Source organism: Nonomuraea sp. B208, assembly GCF_057536035.1.
Genome location: NZ_BAAJOU010000002.1, coordinates 160,743 through 171,681 on the forward strand (window position 1 = coordinate 160,743; position 10,939 = coordinate 171,681).

Below are 10,939 nucleotides of genomic sequence, written 5' to 3' on the forward strand. Positions count from 1 at the left end.
GTCACGACCCGCGGCTCGTTATCGGTGGTGGTCACTCGGTTCCTCTCAGGGACGAAAAACACGGCTTGCACCAGACGGACAAGCCGTCCGTGAAGTCGCGGTTGGGGTAGTAGCGGCTGACGCCGCGCGTGATCTTGCAGCGGGGACAGACCTTGTGCGCCTCACCAGGAAGAGCGTCAACCTCCTCCGGCTCCGCCCGCAGCGCGCCCTGTGCACGGCCTTCACACGCCCTGCAGTACGCCTTGAGACGGGGACGGCCGCGCGAGATGAGCGCGAACGCCGTGTACGGCAGCTCCTCCTCGCATCCGGGGCACACCTTGGCGGCCGGGATCAGCCCGGCGATGCGGGCGCGCTCGGCGAGCGTCAGGCCGGCGACGACACCGCCCGGGTCGGCGGAGTACGGCAGCCCCGTGACCCACGTCGTGCATTCGGGCTTGACGGGGCAGGCCCGGCAGACGGAGCGGGCGCGGCGCAGGTCGTGGTCGTTGCTGGGGTACATGAGGGTGGGCTCGTCGACGCAGGGGCCGACGCCCTTCCACTTGGGCAGGTAGGCGAGCGCTACGGTCATGCCACCCTCCCCGCAGGCTCGACGTGCTCGGCGGGCAGCGGGGCCAGGTCGAGGCCGTGCCCGAACGCCGTCAGGTAGGCCAGGAGGCTGGACAGCCGGGTCTGGCCGTGACGGGCGCGCCGCTCGAACCAGCCGATCGCGCTCACTTGCACGTTCATCCGCTGCGCCAGGTAGGTGCGGTGGATCCGCTCCCGACGCACCTCGTCGAGCCGGGGCAGCACTTCCGGGAGCGGGCCGACCGGCGCCCCGTCACGGCCGGTGACGACGAGCTGGCGGCCGACGAGGTGGGCGTAGGCGATGGCGTGGGGGAGGCGGGGACTGTGCCGGCCGACCTCCCACCCGCTGACCGCGTACACGGTCACGCCGAGCCGGTCGGCCGCCTGCTTCTGGGTGAGGCCTGCGGCACGGCGCAGCGCGGCGAGTTGCCGGTGCAGCGGCGCGGTCACGGCGTGGTCTCCGGGAGCGGCTGGCCGTATCCGGCAGTGCGCAGCAGCAGGCACGCGTCGCCGAGCAGGAGCCGCACCGGCAGATGGTCGAGTGGGCCGGCCGAGAGCCGTACGTCGCCGACCATGGGGCGAGTAACCCAGATGGCGGGCAGGTACGCCCACCAGCGGTGCGCCCTGCTCTCGCCGATGCCGTGGCGTCGCAGCACGAGCACGCCGACATCGGCGCCGGAGTGGATGCGCTCCACCTCCGTCTCCGCCATCCAGGCGACGACCTGCTCGTCGGACGGGGAGCGGGTCTGCTGGCCGCCCTTCACCTCCCAGGCGACGCCGGGCGTGCCGGTGATGTCGCCCAGGTCGGCCGCGCCGGCGAGCGCGCGGCGTTCGGCGTGCGGCCAGCCGAGGGTGCGGAGGGCGCGGACGACGGCGGTTTCAGCCGCGGTCCCGAGCGCCTTGGGCTTGTTCACCATCACCGGGCCGCCCCGTCATGCTTGGAGGCCCGGTTGATGTCGAAGGCGGTCGCGAGCAGCAGGACGTCGACGGCGAACCCGAGCAGCGTGAACCAGGCAGGCAGGTCGGCGATGAGGCCGCCGGTCGCCACATACACGGCGACTGTGACCAGCACGAACGTGCACGTGGCGGCGATGATGGTGTGGAGGGCCCAGTGGCGGCGGGCGGCGGCGACCCCGAGGAACGCCGCCGCAACCGCGCTGGCGATCAGCATGAGCAGCAGCATCACGACGCCTCGCTTCCGCTGCCGTCGGTCTGCACGCTGGTGGTGTTGCGCCAGTCGTCGAGGTCGGCGTCGTCGTAGCCGGAGGCGGCGACGGGGCCGAGCATGGCGGTGGCGGCGGCCAGGGCGAGCGTCGCGTGCACCTGGGCCTGCACCAGGGACTCCGTTCCCCTTGCGTCACCATGCGGGAGGTCCTCGACGTAGGAGAGGAACTTCTCGGCCTTGCGGTAGTGCTCCGGCCCGGTCACGACGCCTCCCACTTGCGCTGCTCGTCCTGCCCCTTCGGCGTCTGGGCGTAGGCGTCGTGCTCGGACGCGATCGCACCGAGCGCCGCCTCCTGTCGGCCCGGCAGCTCGCTGCCGTTGATCGGCGGCAGCACCGAGGTGACCGGGTACGGGTCCCGGCCGGCGACGGGCACGACGGGAGGCTGCCACGGCTCCGGGGCGTGGAGCGGCCACGGCTGCCCGGCCTGCATGGCCGGGTTCGGCATCCGCTCGGAGCCGTCCGCCTGCTCCGCGTAGGTGAGCAGGTTCCGCCAGCCGGCCAGCTCGCGCTCGGCGCGGGCCACCTGCTCGCGCAACGCCTCGATGTGCGCGTATCCGATCATGCGATGTCCTTCGGAATGGGGGAGGTTCTGGTGGGGATGCAGCCGCCGGAGATGAGCGTCAGCTCCATCCCGATCGGGACGATGTCGGCGCGGGCGGCGCGCTGGAGGTGGGCGTCCTGGTAGCGGACGGCGACCCGGCCGCCGTGCACCGGGTGCACGGCGGCGATGCGGACGGGCTGGCCGTCGTTCCACTCGGGCGCGGATACGATCATGCGGGCGGTGAGGTCGACGGCCACCATCACGAACCAGCCGCGGGCGCGGGGATGGTGATGGTCGGCCGCCACTCCTCCGTGACGACCTGCACCCGCTCGCCCAGTACGTGCCCGCGGGTGTAGACCTGCACGGTGGTCGGGCCGAAGTGGAGGTTGATGCCCGCGTACTTGTGGCTGGCGTAGGGCTCGACCGGGATGCCCGCCGTGACCGCGGCGGCGGCCCACGCCTCGATCGACGCGCGCGCGGTGTCCTCGTTGCCGTACCAGATGTAGGCGGCGGTGAGCGTGCCGCCGACGCTGACCCCGTGGCTGGGCAGGAGGTCGACGTGGGCCTTGAGGAAGGCGGCGATGGCGTTGAGGCCGTCGACGTGGGCCTGGATGACGTCGAGTCCCGCCACGCTGGTGGGGGAGAGGCTGGTCCGGTCTGGGATGATGGTCATGAGACCCGGTCCCTTCTGGTTGGTGGGGGTGCGGGTTGCCGGGGCCCGGCCGTCGCATGGCCGGGCCCCGCCGCGTCTACGGGGGTTATGCGGTGCGGCGCAGCGGGTTGGGCTGGCGGCGCTGCTCGGCGTTCGCGCGCCGGGTGGCGGCGGCCTTGAGCGATCGCTGGCGCTGGCTGGCGCGGTAGGCGGAGCGGGCGGCGGCCTCGACGTCCTCCTCGCGCACCTTGCCCTCGGCGCGGATCTTGGCGATCCAGTAGTCCAAGCTCAGGGGCGAGGACTTGAAGCCGGAGGCGGTGCGCTCGGCCCGGTTCGGGGTGCGCGCCCAGGAGATGTCCGCGGCGATCTGGTGCCGGGCGGACCGGTCGGCGGCCATCAGGCGGTCGCCGAGGAAGTGCTAGTGGGCTCGACGGGGCGCCCGTCGAGGTAGCGGTCCACGGAGCGGGCGTCCACGAGCACCTCGGCGTTGCGCGCGGGACCGCGCTTCTTGGCTTTGAGGGTGCCGGCCTTGATGAGGCGGTGGACGGTCCAGCGCGACCGGTCGAGGCGCTTGCACGTCTCGTTCATGGTGATGTAGGTCATCGGCTCTTCCGGTTGTTGCACCTTGTTCTTTCGTGCAACAAGACGCTACAACACACATCGCAAAGACGCAACAACCTGCCCCATGACGCCACAATTTGCTGCCTGGTGAGGCAGATTGTCGTGCGAAACGAGCTTCCGGTGTGCGTCTGTGCTACAACTTGCAACATGAGCGACAGCAGCGGACTTCCCCCCGTGCGCCGCCTCTACGAACGCGTGGAATCGGAGCGCAACAAGCGAGGGTGGAGTGCTCTTGACCTGCAAGAACGGTCCGGAGTTGATCGAGCTACCATCTACCGATGGCAACGGGCGAAACGCCTGCCCCTCCCCGAAACTGTGAACGCTATTGCAGATGCCTTCGGCATCCCTCGGGAGGAGCTTCTCGCCGTCGCGGGCCTCGTGGTGACTGGCAACAGTCCGGTCGAGCGCGCGCTCCATGACGCCATCACAGAGCCTCAACCTGTGGTAACCCCCGAAGTCAAGGGCGATGCGGAGACCGAAAAGTTGCTCTCCCGATTGTCGCCGCGGCGGCGCGCGCTACTGGAGGATTTCCGGGAAACGGAGCGCCGGCGACTTGAGCGAATCGCAGAGGATGCTGCGCGTGAGGCTGAAGAGGCTAATGCACGTTTTGCGCGGCTAGTCCGATTTGAAGTGGACGAATCCGGCATAACGGAATCGTAAGCGTGACATAACGTAGCGTCAAAATCACACTTTGAGTAATTTCGAGAATACTTAGAGGAAAGGGTGGAACCCGAACGCTCCTTGTGTTTCGCTGGTCCGTGCAACAACTCGCACCAACCCAAATGGGGGTTTTGCACCGCTCCAGCACGTCCCGAACAGCACAAGGGGGCCCAACCGAAATGCGTCACATGCTGCTGCCCGCCACAACACTGGCGTTGTGGACCTTGAACGTCGTATACGTGGTCGCCGTACTCGGACGCCCACACCTCGACTTCGAGCCGGGCCAGCGGCTGCTCGCCGTCATCACCATTGTGGTCACCGTCGCCTGGCTCCTCCGCCGCGAAGGCATCGAGTACCGCATCGGATACCGGCACGGCCGAAACGATCGAGACAAATAGCACCCCAGGCCGCGCGTAGGTGACGATACGCGCGTCTCAATGAGCACCTCGGGGGAGGCGGGCCCGGAGCCATCGGTGGAGGCTCTGGGCCCGATCCATGCTCACACCCTGTCCGACGGCGAATGCCGCGCATGCGCCGTCCTCGCCCGCTCATCACCGAGCTCCTCCGTGTAGTGCCGGAGCATCGTGTCCGACCTCCAGCCGAGGACGCGCTTCACGTCGTCCGGGCTCATGCCGGCCGCCAGCAGCTGGTGCGCGGACGAGCCACGGAAGCGGTGCGGGTGCAACCCCTCGACCCCAGCCTGCTCGCCGCGTGACTTCAACATGCCCTGCACGCCCGTCACCCCCAGACGCTGCGAGTGCTTGACGGCCAGCCACAGCCACGGCAGGCCCGCGGCCTTGTGCCTGGCCCGGACCCGCAGATACCGGTCGATCGCCTGGACCGTCTTGTCGCCGATCGGCGCCCAGTGCTCGGCCCCGCCCTTGAGCACGATCCGCAGGCGCTTGCCGTGCAGATCTACATCGTCAAGGCGAAGACCTGTCAGGCCGGACACGCGCATCCCGTTGTCGAACAGCGTGCGGATGATGGCGGTGTCACGGCGAGAGGCGAAGTCGCCGCCCTTGCACACCCCCAGGAGACCCGCGAACTGCTCCAGGGTGACGTACTCGCGGACCTTCTTGTGTTCCTGGGGCCGGTCCGCCTTGTGCACCGGCGACACGCTGGCCCGCTCCCCGTCCTCGATGATCCACGAGAAAAACACGCCGAGGTAGGCGTGCGCGGCCCGCGCCGTCGGCAGGCCCCTGGCCTCGCTCTCGTGCACGAGGAACGCCTGCACATGCGCCCGGCCGACCGTCTCGGCGTCGTCCGGGCCGCCCTCGGTCGCCAGGAACTCGACGAAGCGCTGGGCGACGCGCAGGTACATCGTGATCGTGTTCGGGCTCTTGTTCGCGGCGCGGAGGGCGAGCTCCCACGAGGGGATGAGGGCGGTGAGCGGGGTGCCGGCCGGGACGGCAGGCTTCCGACGCCCAGCTGGGGCGCGGCGGGCGGTGGTGATGGGGAAGACGTTGCTGGGCTCGGGCATGGCTGTGCCTCCTCGGTGGAGGGGATGGCCCGCACTTCGCTTATGCGGCGGGAAGCCGATTATGCGGGCCATCACCCGCATGCAAGCCGGACGGACGGATATCCGTCGGCTGCACGCGGTTCGCTGACCCGTTTGAGCGGCCAGAATGAGAAGCGGATGAGCCTTCTCATGGAGTTCTGATCAGAGGCTTAACCAGGTCTTACGCGCGCCTTGGCACCCTTGAGTCAGAGAACCCTCGAGGAGATGACAGATGGACGCGAACGAGCCTCGCGAGCAGGGCACCGGCTGGAGCCAGTTCGGCGCCACCCCGCCGGCCGCCGGGGGCTTTCCCCGGCGGGACACGATCATCATGGAGCAGCCGCCCCCGCCGCCCCCCGCGCCCCCGAAGAAGCCCTTCTACGGCGGCAAGGCCGTCGCCGGGCTCGCGCTGGCGGCAGCCGCCATCGGCGGCGGGATCGTCGGCGGTGCCGTCGTCAACGCGTTCCAGCCCGACCCCGTCTCCGTCACCACCACCTCCAACCCCAGCGCGCCGAGCCCCGTCTTCAAGACCGCCTCCAGCGATCTGACCGTCGCCGAGGTGGCGGCCAAGGTGCAGCCCAGCGTGGTGATGATCCAGGGGCAGAGCGGTGAGGGCTCCGGCGTGGTGCTGTCGGAGGACGGCCTCATCCTGACCAACAACCACGTCGTCGTCGGCGCCGGCCAGGGCGGCGGGCAGATGACGGTCAAGTTCAGCGACGGCAAGACGGCCAAGGCCAGTGTGGTCGGCACCGACCCGGCCACCGACCTCGCCGTCATCCGCGCCGAGGGCGCCTCCGGGCTGACCAAGGCCGCGCTCGGCGACAGCGACCAGCTCAAGGTCGGCGACGACGTGCTCGCCATCGGCAGCCCGCTCGGCCTCGACGGCTCCGTCACCCGAGGCATCGTCAGCGCCCTGGACCGCACCCTGACGGTCGGCGGCGAGCAGCGCCAGCAGCTGCCGCCCGGCTGGGGCCAGGAGCAGCAGCAGGGCCAGAGCGAGGAGCCGACCACGATCGGCGGCGCCATCCAGACCGACGCCTCGATCAACCCGGGCAACTCGGGCGGCGCGCTGGTCAACGCGGCCGGTGAGCTGATCGGCATCAACACCGCGATCGCCTCCGAGGCGGCCGGCGGCGGCGTCGGCTTCGCCATCCCGGTCAACACCGCCAAGCAGGTGGCCGACCAGCTCATCAGCTCCGGCAAGGTCACCCACGCCTTCCTCGGCGTGAGTGTGACGGACGCGACAGGCGACGTTCCCGGCGCCCTGATCAGGGAGATCACCGCCGGAAGCCCGGCGGAGAAGGCAGGTCTGCGGCAGGGCGACCTCATCACCAAAATCAACGACAAGGCGGTTGACGGGGGCGATACGGTTGTTGGACAGGTCAGAGGTTTCAAACCCGGTCAAGCGGTCAAGATCACATATATGAGGGACGGGCAGGCCCACGACGCCACCGTGACCCTCGTCGAGAAGAAATAACAAGGACCCCCTCTTGGACGGGTGTGCCGTCGAGATCGCTGCGGACTCGGCGGCACACCCCCCCAATTCAGGAGAAACGCCGGCCCTCGTCCCGCCGGTACGCCCACGCGGCGGCCACCGCCATGGCGACCGTCCAGACCGCCAGCATCACCAGCGGCACGGTGCCGGGAGTGGTCCCGGCGACCGCCCACCAGATCAGCTCGGCCGCGCCCCTGGTCGGCACGTACGGCGAGACGACCTGGACGAACGCCGGCAGGATCTGCGGCGGCAGCAGCAGCCCGCCCACGATCGCCATCGGGAAGAACAGCACCTGCGCCACCGCCATCGCGGCCTTCGACGACAGCAGCAGCCCGACGAGCAGCCCCATCAGCATGAACGGCACGCTCCCCGCGACCAGCGCGCCCAGCCCGAGCAGCAGCCGCGCCGGCGTGATCGTCGCCTCGGTGAACAGCGCGGCCACCACGATCACGGGGACCACCGACACCAGCATCACGGCGAGCGTCGAGAGCATCCGCCCGGCGAAGCGGGGGAACGGCCCGGCGGGCAGGGTGCGCAGGTAGGGGTTCCACGGCAGCTCGCGGTCCTGCGACACCGAGATGGCGAGCCCGATCAGCGCCGCCGACATGGCGCCGAAGAACATCAGTGAGCCGGTCGCGGTGGTCGCCGCCACCGGGTCCTGGCCGGCGAACGGCACCACGAACGCCACCATCGACACGGCCGGGAACAACGAGCTGGCCAGCAGCCCGATCGGGACCCTGATCTGCTCCAGCAGGAGATAGCGCGTGTGCGCGACCACCAGGTTAGACATGGGTGCTCTCCTTCTGGCCGGACGTGGCGGTGAGGGCCAGGAAGGCCTCCTCCAGGGTGGTGGGCCGGATCTCCAGCCCCGAGAACGCGGCCCCGCTGCGCACCAGCTCGACCACCAGCCGGTCGGGGTCGGCGGTGAGCAGCTCGATCCGGCCGTCGCGCCGCTCGGAGCCGAGGACGCCGGGCAGCTCGGGCAGGTCCGGAGCGGTGAGCGACACCTTGCGGACGCCCACGAAGTCGCGTACGGCGGCCACCGTGTCATCGGCCAGCACCCGTCCGTGGCCGATGACCACGACCCGCTCGGCCAGGGCCTCGATCTCCTCCAGGTAGTGGCTGGTCACCAGCACCGTGCCGCCCTCCTGCTGGAAGGCCCTGATGCCGTCCCACAGCGTCCGCCTGGCCTCGATGTCGAGGCCGGTGGTGGGCTCGTCCAGGAAGACCAGGCGCGGGCGGCCGGCGAAGGCGAGCGCCACGGCCAGCCGCCGCCGCTGCCCGCCCGACAGGCCGCCGACCTGCCGCCGCGCCAGGTCGTCCAGGCCGAACCTGGCCAGCAGCTCGCCCCGCTCCACCGGGTCGGGGAAGTGCGCGGAGACGAAGTCGATGATCTCGCCCACCCTCAACGACTCGGGCAGGCCGGTCTCCTGCGGGGTCACGCCGATGGCCCGCCGCCGCGCCGGGTCCAGCGGCGAGCCGCCGAGCAGCTCGACCGTGCCCGAGGAGGGGCGGCGCAGGCCGACGAACAGGTTGATCAGGGTGGACTTGCCGGCGCCGTTCGGGCCGAGCAGGCCGACCAGCTCACCGGCCCGGATGTCCAGCGAGACGCGGTCGAGCGCCGGCACGTCGCCGTAGCGGCGGCCGACCTCGACGGCCCTGGCGAGGACTGTCATGGGGTTCCTCCAGCGGGGTCGATCAGGGCGCGGATGGCCCTGGTGTAGTCCTCGAAGGCCAGTCGCCCGCGCCTCGTCAGCGCGACGTACGTGACCGGGGTGCGGCCTCTGTGGGTCTTGGTGATGCGGACGTACTCCGCCTCCTCCAGCTTCGTCAGGTGGACCGAGAGGTTGCCGGCCGTCATGCCGAGCAGGTCCTTGAGCGAGCCGAAGGTCATCTCGTCCCCGTCGCCGAGCACGTTGAGCGCGGCGACCACCCGCAGCCTCGCCTGCGCGTGGATGACCGGGTCGAGCTCGGGCGGCGGCTGGTCCGCCGTCATGAGCGGCGCCTCCACCACAGGCCCGCCACGATGAACCCGCCGCCGAGCAGCACCGCCGTCAGCAGCGCGTGCCAGCCGGCGCCGAGCAGGACGCCCAGCAGGTTGACGGCAGCGGTCCAGAGGCCGACGGAGAACATCTGGCGGCTGGACCACACGGCGCCGCCCACCATGTAGAGCACCGCCACGATCGTCAGCATCGAGCCGCCCCAGAGCAGCTGGCTCTCCGCCGGCGGCAGCAGGGGCGAGAGCCGGACGTCGAGCACGGCCGTCAGCGCGATCCCGGCGAACCACGCCCAGCCGTACATCGAGCCCCGGTCCCTCGTCGTGCCGCGGACCTGCCGGTTGGCGCGGGTGATGCCGTAGGCGGCCACCGCGCCGGCCACGAGCTGGGCGGCGGTCAGCAGGGACACCGCCGCGCCCTGGCTGATCGGCGCGTAGGGCCGGCCGTCGAGCCCGAGGTGCAGGAACAGGGCGGTGAACCCGACCAGCCAGGCGACCCCCCAGGGCAGGTAGAGCAGCAGCGGGTCGATGTAGATGTGCCGGGCCGCGGCGGCCTGCTGAGCCTCGATGACGCGCAGCGTCTCCTCGGGTGTGGGCGGCCGCTCGTCGTCATCAAGCACGTAAACTCCTCGGTCGGCCAAACTGGTTTGAATCATAAACCTGATTGCGCCGCCAACACAACGTCCGGCCGCTCGGGGCCGGCTATCTCCGGGTGAGGACCTCGGACTCCCACAGGTCGCGGTAGTAGCCGGGGACGGCCACCAGCTCGTCGTGCCGGCCGCGCTGGGTGACCCGGCCCTCCTCCAGCACCACGACCTCGTCCACCGACTCCAGGCCCTTGAGCCGGTGGGTGACCAGCAACGTCGTACGGTCCCTGGTGACGTCGAGCAGGTCGGCCATCAGCCGGTCGGCGGTCTCCTCGTCCAGGGCCTCGGCGGGCTCGTCCAGCAGGAGCACCGGCGGGTCGTACAGCAGGGCCCGCGCCAGGGCCAGACGCTGGAGCTGGCCGCCCGAGACGGTCCTGCCGTCCTCGCCCAGCTCGGCGTCCCAGCCGGTGCGCTCCACCCAGTCGCCGAGCCGGGCGTCGTCCACGGCCCGGCGCAGCCGCTCGTCGCCGGCGTCGGGGCCGGCCAGGCGCAGGTTGTCGCGCAACGTCGTACGGAAGATGTACGGGTCCTGGGTGAGCCCGGTCATGAGCTCCCGCACGTCGTCGCCGGCCAGGTCGCGGACGTCCGCGCCGTTGACCGTGATGCGCCCGGACTCCGGCTCCACCAGCCGCATCAGCGCCGCCAGCAGGGTGCTCTTGCCCGCGCCGCTCGGCCCGACGATCGCGACCCGCCTGCCGGGCGTGAGCCGCAGCGACACGCCGTCCAGCGCGGGCCGGGTCTCCTCGGGGGCGGGGGAGTGGCGGACGACCCAGGTCCTCGACCTCGACGGTCAGGGGGGACTCCGGCCGCGGCGCGGGGGCGGCCGGGTCGGCGACGGCCGGGGCCGCGGCGCGCACCTCGCGCAGCCGGCGCAGCGCCGCCGTGATGCCCGCCATCCGCTCGCCCGCCGCCGCGAGCGGCAGCACCGGCTCGAACGACACCAGCGCGGTCAGCGCGAGCACCGCCGTGCCGACCGAGCCCACCTGCGCGCCCTGGGCGAGCAGCACCACGGCGGCGACGGTCAGGCCCTGCAGCAGGGT

The 10,939-nt window shown here is 71.0% G+C and carries 20 protein-coding genes; 4 read left to right on the forward strand and 16 right to left on the reverse strand.

Going from position 1 to position 10,939, the window contains the following annotated elements:
• Positions 1-31: 31 nt before the first annotated feature.
• From AC27IY_RS01260 to AC27IY_RS01305, 10 genes are all read right to left on the reverse strand, one after another.
• A complete protein-coding gene (locus AC27IY_RS01260; RefSeq protein WP_487176841.1) occupies positions 32-568 on the reverse strand; it encodes a WhiB family transcriptional regulator in 537 nt (178 codons plus the stop codon).
• Positions 565-1,014, reverse strand: a complete 450-nt coding sequence (locus tag AC27IY_RS01265) for a helix-turn-helix transcriptional regulator (protein WP_487176842.1) — start codon at positions 1,012-1,014, stop codon at positions 565-567. Before AC27IY_RS01265 ends, AC27IY_RS01260 begins: the two co-directional genes overlap by 4 nt.
• Entirely contained in the window at positions 1,011-1,481 is a 471-nt protein-coding gene (locus tag AC27IY_RS01270) for a hypothetical protein (protein ID WP_487176858.1), read from the reverse strand. Before AC27IY_RS01270 ends, AC27IY_RS01265 begins: the two co-directional genes overlap by 4 nt.
• Positions 1,481-1,750 carry a hypothetical protein gene (locus AC27IY_RS01275; RefSeq protein WP_487176843.1) on the reverse strand — a complete coding sequence of 90 codons (270 nt, stop codon included), beginning with the start codon at positions 1,748-1,750 and terminating at the stop codon, positions 1,481-1,483. The genes AC27IY_RS01270 and AC27IY_RS01275 overlap by 1 nt, the downstream gene beginning before the upstream one ends.
• Positions 1,747-1,992 (reverse strand): hypothetical protein, encoded by a 246-nt coding sequence (locus AC27IY_RS01280; protein ID WP_487176844.1) that lies wholly within the window; start codon positions 1,990-1,992, stop codon positions 1,747-1,749. The genes AC27IY_RS01275 and AC27IY_RS01280 overlap by 4 nt, the downstream gene beginning before the upstream one ends.
• Entirely contained in the window at positions 1,989-2,351 is a 363-nt protein-coding gene (locus tag AC27IY_RS01285; protein ID WP_487176845.1) for a hypothetical protein, read from the reverse strand. Before AC27IY_RS01285 ends, AC27IY_RS01280 begins: the two co-directional genes overlap by 4 nt.
• Positions 2,348-2,635: a hypothetical protein gene (locus AC27IY_RS01290; RefSeq protein WP_487176846.1), complete on the reverse strand. Its 288-nt coding sequence runs from the start codon at positions 2,633-2,635 to the stop codon at positions 2,348-2,350. The genes AC27IY_RS01285 and AC27IY_RS01290 overlap by 4 nt, the downstream gene beginning before the upstream one ends.
• Positions 2,590-3,003 (reverse strand): hypothetical protein, encoded by a 414-nt coding sequence (locus tag AC27IY_RS01295; protein WP_487176847.1) that lies wholly within the window; start codon positions 3,001-3,003, stop codon positions 2,590-2,592. The genes AC27IY_RS01290 and AC27IY_RS01295 overlap by 46 nt, the downstream gene beginning before the upstream one ends.
• Positions 3,004-3,088: 85 nt before the next feature.
• A complete protein-coding gene (locus tag AC27IY_RS01300; RefSeq protein WP_487176848.1) occupies positions 3,089-3,379 on the reverse strand; it encodes a hypothetical protein in 291 nt (96 codons plus the stop codon).
• On the reverse strand, positions 3,379-3,585 hold the full coding sequence (locus tag AC27IY_RS01305) for a helix-turn-helix transcriptional regulator (protein ID WP_487176849.1): 207 nt from the start codon (positions 3,583-3,585) through the stop codon (positions 3,379-3,381). Before AC27IY_RS01305 ends, AC27IY_RS01300 begins: the two co-directional genes overlap by 1 nt.
• A 165-nt stretch (positions 3,586-3,750) precedes the next feature.
• On the opposite strand from AC27IY_RS01305, the gene AC27IY_RS01310 reads away from it, so the two are divergent.
• Together AC27IY_RS01310 and AC27IY_RS01315 are read left to right on the forward strand one after the other, a co-directional pair.
• Positions 3,751-4,263: a helix-turn-helix transcriptional regulator gene (locus tag AC27IY_RS01310; RefSeq protein ID WP_487176850.1), complete on the forward strand. Its 513-nt coding sequence runs from the start codon at positions 3,751-3,753 to the stop codon at positions 4,261-4,263.
• Between the two features lie 188 nt (positions 4,264-4,451).
• On the forward strand, positions 4,452-4,661 hold the full coding sequence (locus AC27IY_RS01315; protein WP_487176851.1) for a hypothetical protein: 210 nt from the start codon (positions 4,452-4,454) through the stop codon (positions 4,659-4,661).
• A gap of 101 nt (positions 4,662-4,762) precedes the next feature.
• Here AC27IY_RS01315 and AC27IY_RS01320 read toward each other — a convergent pair whose 3' ends face one another.
• Positions 4,763-5,743, reverse strand: a complete 981-nt coding sequence (locus AC27IY_RS01320; protein ID WP_487176852.1) for a tyrosine-type recombinase/integrase — start codon at positions 5,741-5,743, stop codon at positions 4,763-4,765.
• A 250-nt stretch (positions 5,744-5,993) separates the two neighbouring features.
• Between AC27IY_RS01320 and AC27IY_RS01325 the strand changes: the two genes are divergently transcribed.
• The gene (locus tag AC27IY_RS01325; RefSeq protein ID WP_487176853.1) at positions 5,994-7,238 is read left to right on the forward strand and encodes a S1C family serine protease; all 1,245 of its coding nucleotides are present in this window, start codon (positions 5,994-5,996) and stop codon (positions 7,236-7,238) included.
• Positions 7,239-7,305: 67 nt separating this feature from the next.
• Here the strand turns inward: AC27IY_RS01325 and AC27IY_RS01330 are convergent, their stop codons facing one another.
• The 5 genes from AC27IY_RS01330 to AC27IY_RS01350 form a co-directional block, all read right to left on the reverse strand.
• Positions 7,306-8,046, reverse strand: coding sequence for an ABC transporter permease (locus tag AC27IY_RS01330; RefSeq protein ID WP_423447672.1), 741 nt, complete (start codon positions 8,044-8,046; stop codon positions 7,306-7,308).
• Complete coding sequence (locus AC27IY_RS01335; protein WP_487176854.1) at positions 8,039-8,932, reverse strand: ABC transporter ATP-binding protein; 894 nt, start codon at positions 8,930-8,932, stop codon at positions 8,039-8,041. Before AC27IY_RS01335 ends, AC27IY_RS01330 begins: the two co-directional genes overlap by 8 nt.
• Complete coding sequence (locus AC27IY_RS01340; protein ID WP_423447670.1) at positions 8,929-9,252, reverse strand: winged helix-turn-helix domain-containing protein; 324 nt, start codon at positions 9,250-9,252, stop codon at positions 8,929-8,931. The genes AC27IY_RS01335 and AC27IY_RS01340 overlap by 4 nt, the downstream gene beginning before the upstream one ends.
• Complete coding sequence (locus AC27IY_RS01345; protein ID WP_487176855.1) at positions 9,249-9,872, reverse strand: hypothetical protein; 624 nt, start codon at positions 9,870-9,872, stop codon at positions 9,249-9,251. The genes AC27IY_RS01340 and AC27IY_RS01345 overlap by 4 nt, the downstream gene beginning before the upstream one ends.
• Positions 9,873-9,954: 82 nt before the next feature.
• Positions 9,955-10,617, reverse strand: coding sequence for an amino acid ABC transporter ATP-binding/permease protein (locus AC27IY_RS01350; protein ID WP_487176856.1), 663 nt, complete (start codon positions 10,615-10,617; stop codon positions 9,955-9,957).
• Here AC27IY_RS01350 and AC27IY_RS01355 point away from each other — a divergent pair.
• Positions 10,601-10,939 (forward strand): hypothetical protein (locus AC27IY_RS01355; RefSeq protein ID WP_487176857.1); only part of this gene is annotated, 339 nt, incomplete at its 3' end. The two genes, AC27IY_RS01350 and AC27IY_RS01355, sit on opposite strands and share 17 nt — an antisense overlap.

Coding starts and splice junctions, on each gene's coding strand:
- AC27IY_RS01320 (WP_487176852.1), bottom strand. CDS start 5,743: ATGCCCGAGCCCAGCAACGTCTTCCCCATCACCACCGCCCGCCGCGCC.
- AC27IY_RS01295 (WP_487176847.1), bottom strand. CDS start 3,003: ATGACCATCATCCCAGACCGGACCAGCCTCTCCCCCACCAGCGTGGCG.
- AC27IY_RS01285 (WP_487176845.1), bottom strand. CDS start 2,351: ATGATCGGATACGCGCACATCGAGGCGTTGCGCGAGCAGGTGGCCCGC.
- AC27IY_RS01335 (WP_487176854.1), bottom strand. CDS start 8,932: ATGACAGTCCTCGCCAGGGCCGTCGAGGTCGGCCGCCGCTACGGCGAC.
- AC27IY_RS01305 (WP_487176849.1), bottom strand. CDS start 3,585: ATGACCTACATCACCATGAACGAGACGTGCAAGCGCCTCGACCGGTCG.
- AC27IY_RS01330 (WP_423447672.1), bottom strand. CDS start 8,046: ATGTCTAACCTGGTGGTCGCGCACACGCGCTATCTCCTGCTGGAGCAG.
- AC27IY_RS01310 (WP_487176850.1), top strand. CDS start 3,751: ATGAGCGACAGCAGCGGACTTCCCCCCGTGCGCCGCCTCTACGAACGC.
- AC27IY_RS01260 (WP_487176841.1), bottom strand. CDS start 568: ATGACCGTAGCGCTCGCCTACCTGCCCAAGTGGAAGGGCGTCGGCCCC.
- AC27IY_RS01325 (WP_487176853.1), top strand. CDS start 5,994: ATGGACGCGAACGAGCCTCGCGAGCAGGGCACCGGCTGGAGCCAGTTC.
- AC27IY_RS01270 (WP_487176858.1), bottom strand. CDS start 1,481: ATGGTGAACAAGCCCAAGGCGCTCGGGACCGCGGCTGAAACCGCCGTC.
- AC27IY_RS01315 (WP_487176851.1), top strand. CDS start 4,452: ATGCTGCTGCCCGCCACAACACTGGCGTTGTGGACCTTGAACGTCGTA.
- AC27IY_RS01340 (WP_423447670.1), bottom strand. CDS start 9,252: ATGACGGCGGACCAGCCGCCGCCCGAGCTCGACCCGGTCATCCACGCG.
- AC27IY_RS01300 (WP_487176848.1), bottom strand. CDS start 3,379: ATGGCCGCCGACCGGTCCGCCCGGCACCAGATCGCCGCGGACATCTCC.